Annotated in this window: 17 protein-coding genes; 13 read left to right on the plus strand and 4 right to left on the minus strand. The window is 51.1% G+C overall.

Features of this window, described 5'->3' with window-relative positions:
* The first annotated feature begins 245 nt into the window (after window positions 1-245).
* The 6 genes from GW590_RS01475 to GW590_RS01500 all read left to right on the plus strand — a co-directional run bounded on the left by GW590_RS01475 (window position 246) and on the right by GW590_RS01500 (window position 6647).
* Complete coding sequence (locus GW590_RS01475; protein WP_169401247.1) at window positions 246-1226, plus strand: TIM barrel protein; 981 nt, start codon at window positions 246-248, stop codon at window positions 1224-1226.
* A 77-nt stretch (window positions 1227-1303) separates the two neighbouring features.
* Entirely contained in the window at window positions 1304-2344 is a 1041-nt protein-coding gene (locus GW590_RS01480; RefSeq protein ID WP_169401248.1) for a sugar ABC transporter substrate-binding protein, read from the plus strand.
* 20 nt (window positions 2345-2364) lie between these two features.
* Window positions 2365-3867, plus strand: a complete 1503-nt coding sequence (locus GW590_RS01485) for a sugar ABC transporter ATP-binding protein (RefSeq protein ID WP_169401249.1) — start codon at window positions 2365-2367, stop codon at window positions 3865-3867.
* Between the two features lie 86 nt (window positions 3868-3953).
* The gene (locus GW590_RS01490) at window positions 3954-4925 is read left to right on the plus strand and encodes an ABC transporter permease (protein WP_169401250.1); all 972 of its coding nucleotides are present in this window, start codon (window positions 3954-3956) and stop codon (window positions 4923-4925) included.
* Between the two features lie 2 nt (window positions 4926-4927).
* The gene (locus tag GW590_RS01495) at window positions 4928-5785 is read left to right on the plus strand and encodes a MurR/RpiR family transcriptional regulator (protein ID WP_169401251.1); all 858 of its coding nucleotides are present in this window, start codon (window positions 4928-4930) and stop codon (window positions 5783-5785) included.
* Window position 5786: 1 nt separating this feature from the next.
* Complete coding sequence (locus GW590_RS01500) at window positions 5787-6647, plus strand: PfkB family carbohydrate kinase (RefSeq protein WP_169401252.1); 861 nt, start codon at window positions 5787-5789, stop codon at window positions 6645-6647.
* 80 nt (window positions 6648-6727) lie between these two features.
* Here GW590_RS01500 and GW590_RS01505 read toward each other — a convergent pair whose 3' ends face one another.
* Window positions 6728-7576, minus strand: coding sequence for a fumarylacetoacetate hydrolase family protein (locus GW590_RS01505; protein ID WP_169401641.1), 849 nt, complete (start codon window positions 7574-7576; stop codon window positions 6728-6730).
* Between the two features lie 737 nt (window positions 7577-8313).
* Between GW590_RS01505 and GW590_RS01510 the strand changes: the two genes are divergently transcribed.
* On the plus strand, window positions 8314-8550 hold the full coding sequence (locus tag GW590_RS01510) for a helix-turn-helix domain-containing protein (protein WP_169401253.1): 237 nt from the start codon (window positions 8314-8316) through the stop codon (window positions 8548-8550).
* Between the two features lie 79 nt (window positions 8551-8629).
* Here the strand turns inward: GW590_RS01510 and GW590_RS01515 are convergent, their stop codons facing one another.
* The 3 genes from GW590_RS01515 to GW590_RS01525 form a co-directional block, all read right to left on the minus strand.
* Entirely contained in the window at window positions 8630-9439 is an 810-nt protein-coding gene (locus GW590_RS01515; RefSeq protein ID WP_169401642.1) for a pyrroline-5-carboxylate reductase family protein, read from the minus strand.
* Window positions 9440-9473: 34 nt separating this feature from the next.
* Window positions 9474-10631, minus strand: a complete 1158-nt coding sequence (locus tag GW590_RS01520) for a M20 aminoacylase family protein (RefSeq protein ID WP_169401254.1) — start codon at window positions 10629-10631, stop codon at window positions 9474-9476.
* Window positions 10632-10751: 120 nt separating this feature from the next.
* Window positions 10752-11465: a GntR family transcriptional regulator gene (locus GW590_RS01525; protein WP_169401255.1), complete on the minus strand. Its 714-nt coding sequence runs from the start codon at window positions 11463-11465 to the stop codon at window positions 10752-10754.
* Window positions 11466-12089: 624 nt separating this feature from the next.
* On the opposite strand from GW590_RS01525, the gene GW590_RS01530 reads away from it, so the two are divergent.
* The 6 genes from GW590_RS01530 to GW590_RS01555 are packed head-to-tail and all read left to right on the plus strand — an operon-like array spanning window position 12090 to window position 17453.
* Window positions 12090-13208: an ABC transporter substrate-binding protein gene (locus GW590_RS01530; RefSeq protein WP_169401256.1), complete on the plus strand. Its 1119-nt coding sequence runs from the start codon at window positions 12090-12092 to the stop codon at window positions 13206-13208.
* Between the two features lie 50 nt (window positions 13209-13258).
* Window positions 13259-14152, plus strand: a complete 894-nt coding sequence (locus GW590_RS01535) for a branched-chain amino acid ABC transporter permease (RefSeq protein ID WP_169401257.1) — start codon at window positions 13259-13261, stop codon at window positions 14150-14152.
* Window positions 14145-15032 (plus strand): branched-chain amino acid ABC transporter permease, encoded by an 888-nt coding sequence (locus GW590_RS01540; protein ID WP_169401258.1) that lies wholly within the window; start codon window positions 14145-14147, stop codon window positions 15030-15032. Before GW590_RS01535 ends, GW590_RS01540 begins: the two co-directional genes overlap by 8 nt.
* Window positions 15029-15808, plus strand: a complete 780-nt coding sequence (locus GW590_RS01545) for an ABC transporter ATP-binding protein (RefSeq protein ID WP_169401259.1) — start codon at window positions 15029-15031, stop codon at window positions 15806-15808. The genes GW590_RS01540 and GW590_RS01545 overlap by 4 nt, the downstream gene beginning before the upstream one ends.
* Complete coding sequence (locus GW590_RS01550) at window positions 15805-16548, plus strand: ABC transporter ATP-binding protein (protein ID WP_169401260.1); 744 nt, start codon at window positions 15805-15807, stop codon at window positions 16546-16548. Before GW590_RS01545 ends, GW590_RS01550 begins: the two co-directional genes overlap by 4 nt.
* A gap of 53 nt (window positions 16549-16601) precedes the next feature.
* The gene (locus tag GW590_RS01555; protein WP_169401261.1) at window positions 16602-17453 is read left to right on the plus strand and encodes a VOC family protein; all 852 of its coding nucleotides are present in this window, start codon (window positions 16602-16604) and stop codon (window positions 17451-17453) included.
* Window positions 17454-17916: the final 463 nt, after the last annotated feature.

Below are 17916 nucleotides of genomic sequence, written 5' to 3' on the forward strand. Positions count from 1 at the left end.
GCGATTCGTCACGCCGATCGTCAAAGGTTCAGCAAAAGCCCACCGCTGAGCAATCACCCCCTAATCACAAAGGCTGCTGCTGTTTATCTTCCTATATCAAAATTATGTGAAAGGCATCTCAAATTCTTGTCATGAATAATTTTTGAACTTGTAGTCTCTGACAATCAGCGCTACTAATAATATCACTTCACTTAAATACGTAAAGCAGTAAAGAACATCACGAGCACCACACAAAAGGAAGCAACATGTCTGAACTTAAATTTGCTACACGCCTGAACTCATTCGCTTCTGGAGCGCACCTTTACTGGCAAGATCTGCAAGGCAAGCCCTCTGTTATCCAAATGATTGAACGAGCTGCAACAGTAAAAGGGTTAACGCATCTGGATCTGAATTACCCGCAACATCTCACCAGCGATATTCAGACCCTGCGTCAGAAAATTGCCGATGTCGGCCTGGCAGTCAACGGCATGCAAATGCGTTGGGACGCCCCGGAATTTAAAATCGGTGCCTTCACCAACCCCGATCCGGCGATCCGCCGTAAAGCGATAGAATTAACCAAACGTGGTATTGATACCGGGCGTGAGTTTGGCTCAACCTTAATGACCTTATGGATGGGTCAGGACGGCTTTGATTACTGTTTTCAGGCGGACTATAAAAAGATCTGGGAAGACGCTGTCAGCGCCGTGCGTGAGATTGCCGAGTATGCGCCGGATTGCGATATCAGCATTGAATATAAGCCGAATGAACCACGAGCATTCAGTATCTTCCCCAATGTCACCACCTGTCTGCTGGCCGTTGAAGAAGCAGGTTGCCCAAATTTGGGGATTACCCTGGATTTTGCCCATGTGCTGTACGCCAACGAGATCCCGGCCTATGCGGCGGCGATGGTTGCCCGTCGTTCACGCCTGTTGGGGCTCGACTGTAACGACGGTTGGGGCAAGCGAGATGACGGATTAATGGTGGCATCGGTCAATCCGAAAGCAACGCTGGAATTCCTCTGGCAGATGCAGCGTGACGGCTATGCGGGTGCCTACTACTTCGATACTTTCCCGGACGCCAGTGGTCTTGACCCGGTACGTGAAGCTGAAACCAATATTGCTACCGTCAAAAGACTGATCAAACTGTGTGAGAAACTCGACGATAACCAGGCATTACTTGGTGCAATCTCCCGACAAGACGCCGTCGCTTCACAACAGATTATTAATGACATCATGTTTGCACAATAAGAATCCCTACAGAGGATCGCGCTGCGCTCAGGCGTAGTGACCATCCCGCTTACCTCATAACAAAAACAGGATAGAACATGAAAAAGCTGCTGTTAATGGCAATCGCCTCTTCCCTACTCACTGCCAGCGTCTACGCGGCAGAATTAACCCCTTTGCAATCTGACTCCGAGCCGGACCGTACCGACTGGTCGCAGTTAGAAGCCAAATATGGCCCAATGCCAAAACCTTCTGCAAAATTGAAAATCGGCGGGGTATCCAAAACACTGACCAATGAATACTGGCGTTCACTGGGCCAGGGCTACAAAAACGTCGCCGATAAAGATGGTTTTACTTTCGCTTATCAGGCCGCAGCCAACGAAGACGATCAGTTGGGTCAGCTTTCCATTGCCGAGACACTGATAGCCCAGGGCTTTAACGGCCTGCTGGTTTCACCGCAAACCGATGCCAACTTGCAACCGGCTTATGAAGTAGCGCAGAGCAAGGGGATTTCGGTAGTTAACGTTAACGACGCCGTCATGCCAAACGCTGCCCACTATGTCGGCAACGTGCAAAAAGACAACGGTGTTCGCGTGGCGCAATGGTTTATTAAACATTACCCACAGGGCGGTAAAGTTGCGGTAATTGAAGGTCAGCCAGGGGTTTATGCCGCCGGTCAGCGTACCAAAGGCTTCCGCGATACCATTACCGCCAACGGTAAATTTAAACTGGTCGCCAGCGTCCCTGCCAACTGGAGCCGTGAAAAAGCCTATGACGCCGCATCGACCATTTTGCAGCAGTACCCGGATTTGATTGGTTTCTATGCCAACAACGACGGCATGGCGTTGGGTGTGGTGGAAGCGGTACGTTCTGCCGGTAAAGCTCAGCAAACCGCCGTTTTCGGGACTGACGGGATTTCCGATGCCTACGCCTCGATCAAACGCGGTGAATTGACCGGTACCGTTGACAGCTTCCCGATACTGACCGGTGAAGTGGCAATGAACGTGATGCTACGCCTGATCGATGGCCAGAAAATCTCCCGGGTCGTGTCCACGCCGCAGGCGCTGATCACGAAAGACAATGCCGATGCCTTCTCAATCAAAGATAACGAGAAACTGCGCAAACTCCTTGAACAACAATAAGTAAAAGCAACGGAGAGTTTATGGAACGCTATCGTCTAAGCATGCAGGGAATGACCAAGATTTACGGTAATGTTGCCGCCATTGAAGGCGTGAACTTTACCGTCCAGGGCGGCGAAGTTCATGCATTGATCGGTGAAAACGGTGCGGGTAAATCCACGCTGCTCAATATTCTGTCAGGCGTGCGGGAAGCCAATGCTGGCGAAATTCAGGTAGATGGCAATGTCATCAGTATGAAAAACCCGCTTGCTGCACGCCAGGCCGGGATCGCCATGATCCACCAGGAGTTGCAGCATGTACCTGAACTCTCCGTCGCACAAAATATGTTTTTAGGCCGCCCTTTAACCAAATATAAAGGGATGTTTGTTAACAAAAAAGGTCAGTACGACAGAGCCAGAACCATTCTTAAACAGTTGGATCCGTCGATTGATCCTGATGAACCCATCAAGAACCTTAAAGTCGCACAACAACAGATCGTCGAGATTGCCCGTGCCCTGCTTGATGAAGCCAAAATTATTGCCATGGATGAACCGACGTCCAGTCTGACACCAACGGAATTTGATCGTCTGGCAGAGTTGATTGCCGATTTGAAATCCATGAATGTGGCGATCATCTACGTGTCGCACAAGATGAACGAGATTTTCAGGATCTGCGATCGCGCCACCATTATGCGCGATGGTCGACAGGTTGGCGTGGTCAATATTAAAGATGAAACCGAAGAGTCTATTGTTTCCAAAATGATCGGACGCAAGCTTGAAAAAGTGCAGCATCAATCATTTATGAGCGAAAAAGAGGTTCTCAAAGTCGAAGGGTTAGGACGTGGCACAGAGGTACTGCCCGCCACGTTCTGTGTGCATGCCGGCGAAGTGCTCGGCATTGCCGGTCTGGTAGGCTCCGGACGAACCGAGTTATTAAAACTGGTCGCCGGCATCGACAGCAAAACCTGCGGTGATGTCTATGTTAACGGACAACTTATTCAAAATTTAAATGTTTCCTCAGCGGTGAAAGCCGGTATTGGCCTGGTTCCCGAGGACCGCAAAAAAGAGGGCATTATCAAGCAGCGTTCGGTAGTGATAAATATGGCGCTGCCCAAAATGCACAATTTTACCCGCAACGGCTTTATTCAGAAGGGTAAAATGGACGATGTCGCCTTTCAGGTCATGTCAGATTTAAAACTGCGTCCATTGGATATCGAAAAGCCCATAGGTTTATTAAGCGGTGGTAATCAGCAAAAAGTGATTATTGGCCGTTGGATAGCCGCTGATACTGAAGTATTTCTTTTTGATGAACCTACCCGCGGCATTGATATCGGGGCTAAATCGGAAATTTATAATCTGATTGAACGATTGGCCAAAGAGGGAAAGGCAATTGTCGTCGTATCTTCAGAGATGCAGGAAATAATGCGTATATCGGACCGTGTATTAGTCATGCGCGAAGGAAAAATCGCCGTCGAATTAAAAAACGACGATATTACCGAAGAAAATATTGCGCAATACGCCATCAATGAAGTGGTAAATAAAAAATAATCCTGCATGACTCTCCGGCGTCTCACTGTAATTAATTCGTTGCCACAGTGACCTGCGCAGGAGCCAGACTACTAAGAGGCTGAAACATGAACACTCAAGGAAAAACCATGCCTGCGTTACATACTCCAAGGCTGTTTAAATTCAATGTCCGTGATACCGGCACGTTGATTGGGCTATTAATTATTGTTTGCACCTTCTCGGCCTTATCGCCGGTATTTTTAACCGTGCCAAATTTGCTCAATATTCTGCAACAATCCTCACTTAATGCGGCTATCGCCCTGGGGATGACCCTGGTGATTATCTCTGGCGGCATTGATCTGTCCGTCGGCTCTACCGCTGCCCTGTCGGCAATTTTCGGTGCCACCTTGATGGTCGCAGGCGTGCCGGTACCTTTGGCGATAGCAGGCACCTTATGCATTGGCGCGCTCTGTGGTTTATTTAGCGGTGTGCTGGTGGCCTATGCCGGTTTGCAGCCGTTTATTGTCACCCTCGGCGCCTTGTCTCTGTTCCGCGCACTGGCGCTGATCTCCACCGGCGGCAGCCCAATCTTTGGTATTCCCACCGCCTTTCGCAGCGCCATTACCGGCACCCTATTCGGTATTCCTGCCCCAATCCTGGTGGTGGTGGTGATTGCACTGCTGGCCTGGACGCTAATGAATAAAACGCCGCTCGGGGAATATATTCTCGCCGTTGGCGGCAATGAAGAGGCCGCGCGAGTCGCAGGTGTACCGGTCAAACGCACCAAAGTCATTGTGTATGTTATCTCTGGCGTACTGGCAGCCTTGTCATCGCTGATCCTGGTTGGCCGCCTCGGGGCCGCAGAACCGACCATGGGTAACCTGTGGGAACTGGATGCCATTGCCGCAGCGGCCATTGGCGGTACCTCGCTGATGGGCGGTAAAGGCAGCATTGTCGGAACCATTATCGGGGCAATTATTTTGGGGTCATTACGTACCGGCTTAACACTAATGAATATACAAGCCTTTTATCAATTGCTTGCTACCGGCCTCATCATTATTATAGCCATGCTAATTGACCGAGCGACACGAGGTAAGTAGTAATGAAGCAAGACCCGCGAGCAATAGGTGCTCATATCAGAATGAGGTTGCCACAACTCACGCCATTAGAAAGAAAAGTAGTCGACTCAATTACGTCTAAAGATGATTTGTCAGAAAAAACGTCATTAAAAGAGATTGCATTAGAAAATAGCGTCTCTGAGGCAATGATTGTCAAACTGGCAAAAAAATTGGATTTCTCGGGATTTCGGGAATTCAGGACCAGCTTGATTTACTACAATCATTCAGATGTAGCTAACCTTCATTCTGAAATTGGGCCTAATGACTCGTCGGAAGAATTACTTGAAAAAGTTTTTCGTACCTCGATTCAGGCAATAGAAGAAACAAAAACCATTTTAGACATTTCCGAATTCAACCGGGCGGCGGAGATCCTTTTTAAAGCCAAGCATATCGATTTATACGGGGTCGGCGGATCGGCCTCCGTAGCGCGCGACCTGTCGCATAAGCTGCTGAAAATCGGTATCAAGGCGATGGTTCATGATGATGCACATATCATGATGATGTCCGCCGCTATTTTGAATGATGATGATGCAGTTATTGCCATCAGTCATTCGGGAATGACCAGAACGGTAATTGATCCAATAAGACTGGCCGCAAAAAATGGTGCCAAAGTCATTGCTATCACCAACTATGCCGGCTCAGTTTTAGCCAAGGAAGCTCAGGTAGTGCTGAATTCAACCTCACAAGGTTCGCATTTGCTTGGTGAAAATGCTGCGGCACGTATTGCACAGCTGAATATATTGGACGCCTTATTTGTTGCCATTGCTAAAAAAGACCTGAAGAAAGCCGCGCTAAACTTAAACAAGACTCAACAAGCTGTTAAAAACTTAAGAGAGTACTAACATGAACAAGCTTCTTGTCGTCGGCAGTCTGCATTACGATATTATGGTGGACGCGCACCACCGCCCGGAAAAAGGGGAAACCGTCATTGGCACGGGATGCTCTTATAAATTTGGTGGCAAGGGCGGCAATCAGGCGGTATCAGCGGCGCAGGCCGGAGTTGCCGTGGCCTTTGCCGGCGCGGTCGGTGACGATGACAATGGCAAATGGCTGCTCTCTGTGCTGCAAAAGCACGGGGTGGATACGCACTCTATTGAAGTTATTGCTGACACGCCATCAGGAATGAGTATTGCCATTACTGACGCGGAAGGCGACTACGGTGCGGTGGTGATCTCTAACGCCAATACCCATATCGATGCAGCCAGGTTTAACGACCAAGCCCTGTGGTCGGGCGTCAAGATGTTGCTGCTGCAAAACGAATTACCAGAAGCGGCAAATATTGCGGCAGCCAGTGAGGCCCATAAGCGCGGCATCAAAGTCTGTATAAATGCGGCACCGGCAAAAACCCTTTCCACCGCCCTTCTGGCCTGTATTGATCTATTGGTGGTCAATGGGGTTGAAGCGCGCGATATGTCTGGCATCAGTGTCACCAGTTTGCAAAGCGCGGCGCAGGCAGCCAAGGCGCTGAGTCAAGAGTTCGCCGTGGTGGTGGTCACCGCCGGGGAGCATGGCGTGGCGTTTTGTGAAACCCATCAGCACAGTGGCGCTTTGGCGGCAGAAAAAGTGGAACTGGTCAGTACCCATGGCGCGGGAGACTGCTTTATGGGCATGCTCTGTGCGTCCATGATAAACGGAGACGCCCTCGAAACGGCGGTGAGCAAAGCCAATAAAGCCGCAGCACGTCACGTTTCACGCCAGCCCTGAGAGAAATAACCCACAAAAACAAACGCTTTCCCTCCGGCAAGTCATTGAGAGGGAAAGTGGGTCGAAGTCAGAAAGAAGACTCAGATCGTCTGGGAAGCAATTTGGTTGACCAGCGTGCCAATACCACCAATGGTGACTTCGATGACATCGCCGTTTTTCATAAATAGCGGCGGTGTTCTTTTCTTGCCAACGCCGCCTGGCGATCCGGTGATAATCACATCACCCGGCGATAGCGGACTAAAGCGCGAAATATACTGAATAATATCGGCCACCGAATGGATCATATTACCGGTGGTATCATGCTGTACGCGCATACCGTTAAGGAAGGTTTCAATCGGTAATGCCTGCGGATCGCCGATTTCATCACGGGTGACCAGCCAGGGACCAAAACCGCCGGTCTTTAGCCAGTTTTTACCGGAGGTAAACCAGGTGTACTGCATATCACGCACGGTAGCGTCCATAAAGCAGCTATATCCGGCAACATAATCCAGGGCATCTTCTTTGCTGATTTCACTGGCATAGCGGCCAATCACTACCGCCAACTCGCCTTCATAATCAAACTCATCACTGGATATTGGCTTGATAAGATTATCTTTATGCGCACATAAGCTATCAGCAAAGCGAATAAATAAAGTGGGCGCATTATTGTTTTCTTCGAACTCTTTGCGCTTATCGGCATAATTCATACCGACGCAAAATATTTTTCCCGGCGTTTCGATAACCGGTAAAAAAACAATATCTTCTGTCGGGTAATCCACGGCGCAAGCGGTCAGTTCCTGCAACAAGTCCAGCGCATTATCATGTAACAGAGATTGCAGTGTTAAATAACGATCGGATAATTTTTTTCCGGCATCAATAACGCCTTGTTCAGTAACAATCCCATACGACTTTTCATCAGACTGCGGGCGATAAAAACTTGCTAATTTCATACCATTCCTCAGATCAACAACAATGGCGGCGGGTCTGAAACGGGCCATCCCGCCGATCTCTTTATTTAGAGCAACGATCACCTGGTGAGTCATCACACACTGACCGCCCGGCAAATAACGGCCACCAATCTCGTATGGGCGGATCTTCTCACAGAGAAGACAATAATGCACAGGCAAACTCGTGCAGAGCAGGCTTTGTAATTAATAAAAGCAGATATCAGGGAAAATCTATTTGCCGGGTGGTGAAAATCATTAATCCCGGACTGCCAGGGCAAATAAAAACCACAGTAAATAAATGGCTATTGATTTGGCTTGCATGGTGATGATGCCTTGGTCAATCCTGGTCTGCCCCAAAAAGGGTATTGTCGGCCAGCGACGCTGTTTGACGGCTCCTGCCCGTACGTCGAGCTTGCCGGTAGAGGTAGTCACGCGCAGCAACTATCTACTGCCATAGGATTAAAAACAAATTAACAACAGCCCACGCGGTGAATATTTCAGACGAATGACTGAGAAAGTCATTAATATATAGAAAAGGGAAAGCTTCCCATTGAAAAATTTATTTTATGAATGAATTAGATAACGTTCAACGGCCTTTATGAAACAATTAATAAACATCCTGATATAAAACGCCAACATCGGCAGCGAAGCTATTTAAAAGAATGTGTATTTATCCTATAAAAAGAGACCGAGCAATCGAGTAAGAAACAGCCCTCCCTCATCCAGCAAGGTAAACGACTGTGGAAAACTATAAAAGCAAAGACTGGGATCGCCAGGATATTATGGCAGCGATCAGGAAAAAGAAAAAATCACTTTCCGCACTCTCCAGAGAGAGTGGTCTGGCGGCAGGGACATTGAGCAATGCGTTGGAAAGGCACTGGCCGAAAGGAGAAGCCATTATCGCCAACGTTCTTGGCGTAGAACCTGAAGAGGTGTGGCCAAGCCGTTATAGCCATAAATCTGGCGTCCCGCGCTAAAGCACGACCGGTGGTCTGTCACCCATTATTACCACGAATCAGATGCCATAGCGCGTCTGACTCGTTTTTAACACTGCAATCAGGCCGGTTTGCTACCTGCAAGCTCGGTAGTTCTTCTCACCGCAGTCATCACGCTACGTTGCAGTCCGGCCGCAAAATCACTGTTATTTAGCTCATACAGGCCATTGATGCCTACGCCAGCCGGGGAGTTGTTAATATCCATCAGTTGACGAGGATGCTTATCGCTTATTTTTAGCATCGCTACCGCGCCCAGCAGATTTTCCCATACCACCTGCGTTGACTGTGCGCGGGATAAGCCACTGAGCACCCCGGCATCACTGAGAGACTCAATAAAGTAATAGACATAATTGACCCCGGCGACGGCAAAACCGGTGAACACATCGATCAGCCGCTCTTCCAGCAGCATCACTTTGCCAAAACTTTCCAAAAACGGCATTAAAGGCTCCGGCTGCACTTGTGGAGTCAATACCACGCCACTATAGCCCAGACCGGTATCGGTCAGAGTATTGGGGATCATGCGCACAATCGGGCGATCAAGGCCAAACAGTCCACTTAATCTTTCCAGCGTCACCCCGGCGATAATAGAAATAATAGTGGTTTGCGGCGAGGCAAATTGGCAAATATGTCTGGCGACACCGTCAATATCATCCTGCGGGCGCACGCCAAGTACAATATAGTCGGCGGCGGCAAGTGCCTGAACATCACTGAGGGTCGTATCCAGCTGATAACGCTCACGCAAGGTGGCGATACGCTGGCTATCAATATCGGCCAGGGTAATATCACCGGCGGCAAGCACCTGGCGGTTGAGGGCTGCGCGAATAATTGCCTCGGCCATTTGCCCCGCGCCGACAAAATGAATTTGACTCATCATTGACTCCGTAAAGTAGAAAATAGCGAGAACGCTATAGCTTCAGCGATCGCTCCACCAGCGATACCCAGACGCCAATACCCAGCGGGATCAGATCGTCGTTAAAGTCATAACGTGGATTATGCAATGAGGCCGAAGGCGTCGCGCCGTCAGCACCCAACCAGAAATAGGCTCCGGGACAGGCCTCGAGCAGATAGGCAAAATCTTCGGCGGCCATCGACGGCGCATTATTAAAATGTACCTGGCGGATCCCTGGAGTATGCTCGGCGGCGCTGCGTAATATCTCCGCCTGTTCAGGATGATTTTGTGTCACCGGATAACCCAACTCCCAGCGCACTTCGCCTTTAACACCGTAAGGCACTGGCACCGAATTGACGTACTCCTCAAGCAACTGCCAGCAACGTTGTCGGGTCTGATTACTCAGGCAGCGCAAGGTACCGGCAAGTTGCAGGGTTTCCGGAATAACGTTGATCGCCTCGCCTGCCTGGAGCTGAGTCAGGCTGATCACCGCCTGTTCCAACGGCGACAGACGGCGTGAAATCAGGGTTTGCAGCGCCAGGATCAACTGGGCACCGGCAACAATGGGATCGGCTCCCAATTCAGGCATGGCCGCGTGACCGCCCTTACCCGTCAGGGTGATATAGAAATTGTCCTGCGACGCCATCATCGGTCCCTGGCTGACCGCGACTTCACCCACCGGCATTCCTGGCCAGTTGTGCAAGGCGTACACTGCCTGCATCGGAAAGCGTTCGAACAACCCTTCTTGCACCATCAGACGACCGCCACCGGCGTTCTCCTCTGCCGGCTGAAAAATAAAATGCACCGTGCCACGAAAATGACGGGTTTCGCTTAGATAACGGGCGGCACCGAGCAAAATGGCGGTATGACCATCGTGACCACAGGCATGCATTAAACCGGGGTGACAAGAAATATGGGCAAAGTCATTTAACTCGCTGATCGGCAGCGCATCGATATCGGCACGCAGGCCAATGGTCGGGCCTTCACCGTTACGCAAAGTGGCAACTATACCGGTTTGCGCAATGCCGCTATGCACCTCAAGACCAAACGACTGCAACAGTTCCGCGATTATTTTCGCGGTCGCATGCTCTTGAAGACCGAGTTCAGGTCGGGTATGAAAATCCCGACGCCAGCGTTGCGCCTGCTCAATAATCTGTTGGGGAATAAGGGCCATAGATCCTCTGTGCTGTTCTCAATTCGTTATCGTCAACAGGGTATCATCGCGATCGGCGATAAGTATGACGATAAGTAAGCAGGCATGACCTGCACAATAAATTTCTGCCACAGCCGCAATTTACACACTCGATTTTTTGCCAAAATAGATCCTTGCCAGCCCTTCTTTGGTCACCTCGACCGCATGCTCAGAACTCAGCGATACATGACGCTCAATCAGTAACATGCCTTTTTGCACATCACGCTGGCGCAAGGCGGAAATAATCTCGACGTGCTCGTGGTAGGCATTATTGCGGCGACTTGGCGTTTCCAGATCAATACGCCGGAAAAAGCGGATCAATGAGTTAAGGCTGTCGAGCATGTCATACAGCTGCGAGTTTTTTGAGATATGGGCAATTTCCATATGAAAGCGCTCATCGGCCTGCGCAATGGTGGACCAGTCACTGATCTCACTGACATCCTGCTGTTTTTGGCTGACTTCTTCCCAGATTGCGGTGGTGGCGGCGATCTCTTCGTCGCTGGCACGCTGGCAGGCAAAGCGGAAAGTGGCCTGTTCAATCACCATGCGCACTTCATACAGTTCTCGCACCCCTTCCGGCGTAATATCCCGGGCATAGAAACCGCGATTGGGTACAAAACTCATAAAGCCGTCTTTTGACAGCCGGTTGAGCGCTTCACGTACCGGCGTACGGGAAACGCCCAACTGGCCGGCGAGTTCGACTTCGTTAACCCGCTCACCGGGACGAAAATGGTAGTCGATGGCCAGCAGTTTTACTTTCTCATAAACTTTTTCGACGCTGTCCGCACTGCGGGACTTTTTCTTGACAACAACCACTGTGCCTCCTGTTCTGCTTTATCTTGTGATCATACTTTTCTTGTTAAATTTAAGCAGACATTAAAATAAGTTCCCCAACTTGCTTCGGCTTTACCGATTATGGGTTGAGATGACCTTTTAATTGATAGCACAGCGTTAAAAGCGACTCAACACATGATTGCATACACTTTTGCATTCACATAGCTAACTGTTTATTAAGCATAGAATTAATCATTATATATTATTCTAAAATAACCCCTTCGCAGCGCCTAAAATCTATTTGCACTATTGCAGTGCGCATATTGCTCCAAAAAAGTGAAATAGAAATAAATAAGCGCAGAGAATAATCTTTGGCTGACGTTTAATAAAAGAATGCGACCGGCTTGTTTTTAAATAATCCCGACGAGGTTCACCGCTGTTTTTCTTCATTATTTCCTCTTTTTTAATAAAGGAATCGGCCAACCGGAGAGTACAAATTGCGTACATGGCATAAAACTTGCCTGTAAACACAAGTGTATTCACTTCTAAATTCACTTGGTAGTGATGTCACATTTGCCAATTATCAGGGAACCTAAACGACATCCGATCCGCCCGATCAGGGCACCCGAGATGCCGACACCTTTAATCAAAAGCCGGAGAAATATAATGAAAACTCGCTTTCGTCGTCTCGTTGTTCTGTCTGCGCTCACCAGCATGACGTTGTTTGGCTCCATTTCCTGTGCTTTTGCAGAGGTGACTCTGGGGGCGATCCTGCCATTAACCGGCACCAGCGCCAGCATTGGCGAAGATCAGCGTCGCGGTATTGAGCTGGCGGTAGACGACATCAATGCCAAAGGCGGCGTGGCCGGACAAAAGCTTAAAGTCGTGGTAGAAGACTCGGCTGGCAGCCCGGTGACCGGCCTCAATGCGGTAAGAAAATTAACCCAGGTTAATAAGGTGCCGCTGGTCGTCGGCGACTTCTCCTCCAGCGTCACCATTCCCGTCGGTCAATATCTGGTGAAAAACAATCTGGTGCATATCAATATTTCCGGCACCAGCGCCGATGTGCGCAAAATTGGCAAGTCGTCCTACAGCGTGATCGGCCTTGACGATCTTTCTGCCCGCTTCTCGGCAGAGGATGTCTGGAAACTGGGCTATCACAAGGTGGCCTTTATTGCCCCGGACGGTGCCTATGGGCAAGGCATGTCAGAACAGTTTAAAAAAGCCTTTGAAAAACTGGGCGGCAAAGTGGTGGCCAAGGTGCTCTATACCAGCGGTCAGCCCTCTTACCGCCGCGAACTGGAGCAGATCTCCCGTTCGGCACCGGATGCCTACGTCTATACCAGCTACGGCCAGGACGCGATTGTGCTTAACCGCGAATCCTGGGATCTCGGCCTGAGCAAGACCCCGTGGTACGGCATGTACCTGACCATGGCACTGGCTGACTCCCCGGCGCAGTACACCAATGGCCAGCTGGGTATGGAACTGTCAGGGATGGCGCAGAAAACCGCTGGCCAAAGCTACAACGACAGCTACCAGCAACAGTTCCATGAAAAACCGCGTTCCGTCTACGGCAGCTACGCCTATGACAGCATTATGCTGGCCGCCGCTGCCATTGATAAAGCCCATGACGCCAGCCCGGCGGCACTTGTTACGGCCATGCACAGCGTTGCGCCACAGTTTACCGGGATCACCGGCACGCTCAATCTGGACGCCGATAATCAGCGCCAGAGCCAGCCGTACCTGAAAGTGAAAGCGCTCGATGGCGAGCCAGTCGCACGCTAAGGCACCGCGACTCTGCTCTTGTCCCAGGTTTGACTGTTCAGGAAAGCATCATGTTCCAGTTTATTGTTGATACGTTACTCCGTACCGCCGAGTTATCGCTGGTCGCCCTCGGCCTCAGTCTGGTTTATGGCCTGGTGCGTTTCGCCAATATTGCCCATATGCAGTACGCGATGGTCGGGGCATTTCTCACCGCGGCCGCCCTGAAAATGGGCATGCCTTTTCCGCTGGCGGTGCTGTTCTCGGCACTGGTGTGCGGCATATTGGCGGTGCTGCTGCACCACTGGGTGTTCCAGCGTCTGATTGGCGCCGGGGCGGCAAACGCCATGATAGGTTCCCTGGCGGTATCAATGGTGATCATTGCCTTGATGCTGGGCGTCGAAGGATCGTCGCCCGTCAGTTATAAGCTGGCCATTGGCAGTAACTGGCAATGGGGATCGCTACGCGTCTCCAGTGATGAGTGCTGGAGTCTGGCCACCACGCTGGTGATTATCCTGGTGTTTAATGTGCTGCTGTTTTTCACCCCGCAGGGCCGTTCTATCCGCGCGCTGGCCAGTAATCGTGAACTGGCCGCCGCTTCGGGGCTGAACGCCAATGCCATTGTGCATACCGTCAATATGATCTCCGGCATGCTCGCCGCAGTGGGCGGTTCGCTGATCGCCATGAATGGCAGTGCCTATATCAACCAGGGTAATGATCTGATGCTGCCGGTGCTGGCCGCGGCGATCCTCGGCGGCCTGGGCAACCCGATGGGGGCCATTCTCGGTGCGCTGTTGATCGCGGTAACCGAAACGCTGGTGACCAATATCAACTGGGGATGGCTGTACGGCGAGGAGATGGTCTTTATGCCCACCACCTGGATCAACGCCGCCTCCTTTGTGATGTTGCTGCTGGCCCTGCTGTTACGCCCGTATGGCTTATTCAATCGCGAGGTGCGCCGTGTCTGAATTTCTGCTGCATATCTTATGTATTGCCGGTATCTACGCGATGGTTGCGCTGGCACTCAACCTGCAGGCGGGTTATGCCGGTCTGCTTAATTTTGGTCATATCGCCTTTGTCGGTATTGGCGCTTATGCCATTGGCCTGGGCAGTCAGTTTTCACTGCCGCTCTATCTGGTGATCCCGGCGGGCATTGCACTGGCCATGCTGGTCGCCGCCGCCATGGCGCTGCTCGGTCGTCAGCTTGCCGCCGACTACTGGGGCATTGCCACCCTGGCGCTGGCGGAGATCGTCCGCATCTGCATTGTGAATGAAGATCAGCTTACCGGTGGTAGTCAGGGGATCGGCGGCATTAGCGCTCCCTGGGCGACCGGCTCGGAGCAACAGGACGTGTTGCTATTTAGCGCGCTGATTTTGCTCTGTCTTACTTTATGCACGCTTATCTCACTGCGCTTTGGCACCAGCCGCTTTGGTCGCGCCCTGCGCCTGATGCGCGAACAGCCGCAGCTGGCAATGTGCATGGGCTATTCGCTGCTGTGGCTGAAATGCCGCGCACTGATGTGCAGCGCGGTGATGTGTGCCATCGCCGGAATGCTGCTGGCCTGGTACACCAACTATGTCAGTCCGGACTACCTGCTCTCATCCGAAACCTTTCTAATCTGGAGCATGGTGATGATTGGCGGTATCGGCAATGTGCGCGGCGTACTGTTGGGTGTGTTGGTGGTGGAAGGCTTATACAACTTTATTCCCTTTGCCCGAGACCTGCTGCATATGAGTTCTGACCTGACCGGCGCGCTGCGACTAGGGCTGGTCGGGCTGGTGATGTTGGTCGGGCTATTGCTGCGCCCGGGCGGGCTGTTACCGGAAAAACTGAGGATTTTACCATGACCCAACTGCTCACAGTCACGGATATCAGCAAAGCGTTCGGTGGCAATCAGGTGTTGAAATCGGTGACTTTTTCCCTGCAAAAGGGCGAGATCCTCGGACTGCTTGGCCCCAACGGCTCGGGGAAAAGTACGCTGCTCAACGCCATTTCCGGCTTTACCCGCGTTGATAGCGGCAGCGTCAGCGTAGGTGAAGCCCGTATCGACCACCTGCCCCCGCATCGCATTATCCAGGCTGGAATTGCCCGCACCTTTCAGTTACCGGCGATGCCGGCAAAAATGACGGTGATGGAAGTGGTGATGGCCGCAGGTACCCGTCATCACGGCATCTGGAACGGACTCTTGTCGCTGCCTTCGGGACGGCGTGCAGAGCGGGAAGATAGTCAGAAAGCCAGCCAACTGCTGGAAACGCTGCTGCTCAGCAAAGTGCGCAATTTGCCCGCTGCGGCGCTGTCCGGCGGGCAGAAGAAACTGCTGGGCATTGCCTGCGCGCTAATGGGTGAACCCGAGATCCTGATGCTCGACGAACCGATGGCCGGGGTGCATCCGCAGTTGCGCCAGGAGCTGGTTGCCACTCTGCAGATGCTCAGCCAGCAAGGTATTTCGCTGATTATTATCGAACATGATATGCACTTTATTAAGTCGCTGTGCCAGCGCTGTATCGTGCTCGATCGCGGGCATATTGTCGCCAGCTGCCATCCTGATGATTTATCAAAAAATCAGGACGTGCTGGATGCCTATCTCGGTCGCGGCAGCCGTATGTTAAAGGAGGCGGTATGATTGAACTTAATGGCGTCGTCGCCGGTTATACCCCGGGCATCGATATTTTGCAGGGCATTACCCTGCAAGTGGCGCAAGCCGAAATCGTTACCCTGCTTGGCCCCAACGGTTGCGGTAAATCGACGCTGCTTAAATGCATTGCCGGTTTTCTTCCTCCCCGTCAGGGCAGCGTGGTACTCAACGGGCAAGACACCGCCGCTATCCCGATCCATCGCAAGGTTCGCGAATGCTCGCTGGGATTTGTGCCACAGCTGGATAACGTATTTAACAGTTTAACCGTGGCGGAAAATCTGCAAACCGGCGGCCAATTTTTAGCGCCGATGCAACGCAAACAGCGCATGGCGCAGCTTTGCGATCTCTATCCGCTACTGCGCAGAAAATGGCACGCCCCGGCATCGGCGCTGTCCGGCGGCGAACGACAGATCCTGGCTTTGACCCGTGCGCTAATGCCGGAACCGGCTATTTTGCTGCTCGATGAACCCTCTGCCGGTCTGTCACCGAAGATGCTTGATGAGGTTTTTACCGCCATTCAGACCATCCGTCGGCTGGAAAAAGTCACCATTTTAATGGTCGAACAAAACGCCATGGAAGCCCTGCATATCTCCGACCGCGCTTATATTCTGGCCCTGGGTAAGGTCGCGCTCACCGGTTATGCCCGCGATTTGCTGGTCGATCCACGGATGAGTGAACTCTATTTCGGCGGCCGCAGCGTAGAAAGCGATATCGTCATCAGCCATTAAAAAACCCCGGTAATACAGAAAATGATTATGCGCTTGTTGGAGGAAACTATTTTATGACGTCACTTATTCCGGTGGTTGATCACGCGGTGATCAATGTTGATGACCAGTTGGATCAGGCCCAGGCACTGTTTGTGCGCATGGGGTTCCAGCTCACCGGTCGTGGGCATCACTCGATGGGCTCAAGTAATCATCTGGCCATTTTTGGTGAGAACTATCTCGAGCTTCTGGGCTATGAGCCGGATGGCAGCGCCAGTCAAAAAGGGCTGTGGCATTCGCCGATCGGACTGTCCGGTCTGGTCTGGAAAACCGATGATGCCGACATGGCCTATCAATATCTGCAACAGCGACAGCTCGCTGGCGAACCGCCAACGGCGTTTTTCCGCCCGGTGACCTTGCCCGATGGGCAGAGCCGGGAAGCGCGCTTTTGCATTACACGTCTTAATGCTGACAGCCTGCCCGACGGCTTTAGTTTTTTTTGTCAGCATCTGACCCCGGACGCCGTCTGGCAACCGGCATGGCAGCAACATGCCAACGGTGTGATCGATATCAGCCAGTTTGTGATTATTGCTGACCATCCGCCCAGTGCCATGCAGGTTTATGCCCGTTTGTTTCAGCCGCAATACACGATTTCTGGCAACGCCGATGACTATTATCTACAGGCAGGAAAAACCCGGCTGCGAATTATCTCGCCACGCCAGGCAAAAGAGGAATTTATTGCCCTGCCGGACGACTACAACGGCCAACCGCGCATGAGTGCGCTGGAGTTTAGCGTCTCCTCCCTTAAACGGGTGCGTGACTGTCTGATAAGCGGCGATATCCACTTTTATGCCACCTCAAATATGCTGGGGATTGCGCCACAAAAAGCCTTTAATACCACGCTGCGCTTTAGAGAGTGGGATTATTAATGGTTATTGGCATAGGCATGGAGCAGGCAAAGGAGTGAACAGGATTTATTGCCGGCTCTACATGTCCCGGCCCATCGATTTTAATAAATTCCATAAAGCACGGCAGAATAGATCAACGCTGACAGGGACGCCCTTAAAAATAAAAACTTTTAAATTTATAGCGATATTTTACAAAGAAACTTTAAGGAGAAACAGTGTTAATTAAATTTATTAAACTACATTTTTATGAAATGAAACGTTGGTAAAAAATAAGCAAAGCCATCGCCAGTCAAAAAACTCTATTACCAACAGTTATAAAGTTAAATGAATTGTCTTGCCACTATGATGTGATGCCGAAAATGTTTTTCAGGGAAATCAGGTATCGGTTAGTATTGCTGCTGATGAACCCCATCAATGGAGAGCAAATACTATGGACAGTCAAAATATTAACCCACTCCCCCATCAGTTTTCAGCAGAGAATATC

It is taken from the genome of Rouxiella aceris (genome assembly GCF_012933545.1).
Taxonomy (GTDB): domain Bacteria; phylum Pseudomonadota; class Gammaproteobacteria; order Enterobacterales; family Enterobacteriaceae; genus Rouxiella; species Rouxiella aceris.

Coding starts and splice junctions, on each gene's coding strand:
- GW590_RS01475 (WP_169401247.1), top strand. CDS start 246: ATGTCTGAACTTAAATTTGCTACACGCCTGAACTCATTCGCTTCTGGA.
- GW590_RS01480 (WP_169401248.1), top strand. CDS start 1,304: ATGAAAAAGCTGCTGTTAATGGCAATCGCCTCTTCCCTACTCACTGCC.
- GW590_RS01485 (WP_169401249.1), top strand. CDS start 2,365: ATGGAACGCTATCGTCTAAGCATGCAGGGAATGACCAAGATTTACGGT.
- GW590_RS01490 (WP_169401250.1), top strand. CDS start 3,954: ATGAACACTCAAGGAAAAACCATGCCTGCGTTACATACTCCAAGGCTG.
- GW590_RS01495 (WP_169401251.1), top strand. CDS start 4,928: ATGAAGCAAGACCCGCGAGCAATAGGTGCTCATATCAGAATGAGGTTG.
- GW590_RS01500 (WP_169401252.1), top strand. CDS start 5,787: ATGAACAAGCTTCTTGTCGTCGGCAGTCTGCATTACGATATTATGGTG.
- GW590_RS01505 (WP_169401641.1), bottom strand. CDS start 7,576: ATGAAATTAGCAAGTTTTTATCGCCCGCAGTCTGATGAAAAGTCGTAT.
- GW590_RS01515 (WP_169401642.1), bottom strand. CDS start 9,439: ATGAGTCAAATTCATTTTGTCGGCGCGGGGCAAATGGCCGAGGCAATT.
- GW590_RS01520 (WP_169401254.1), bottom strand. CDS start 10,631: ATGGCCCTTATTCCCCAACAGATTATTGAGCAGGCGCAACGCTGGCGT.
- GW590_RS01530 (WP_169401256.1), top strand. CDS start 12,090: ATGAAAACTCGCTTTCGTCGTCTCGTTGTTCTGTCTGCGCTCACCAGC.
- GW590_RS01535 (WP_169401257.1), top strand. CDS start 13,259: ATGTTCCAGTTTATTGTTGATACGTTACTCCGTACCGCCGAGTTATCG.
- GW590_RS01545 (WP_169401259.1), top strand. CDS start 15,029: ATGACCCAACTGCTCACAGTCACGGATATCAGCAAAGCGTTCGGTGGC.
- GW590_RS01550 (WP_169401260.1), top strand. CDS start 15,805: ATGATTGAACTTAATGGCGTCGTCGCCGGTTATACCCCGGGCATCGAT.
- GW590_RS01555 (WP_169401261.1), top strand. CDS start 16,602: ATGACGTCACTTATTCCGGTGGTTGATCACGCGGTGATCAATGTTGAT.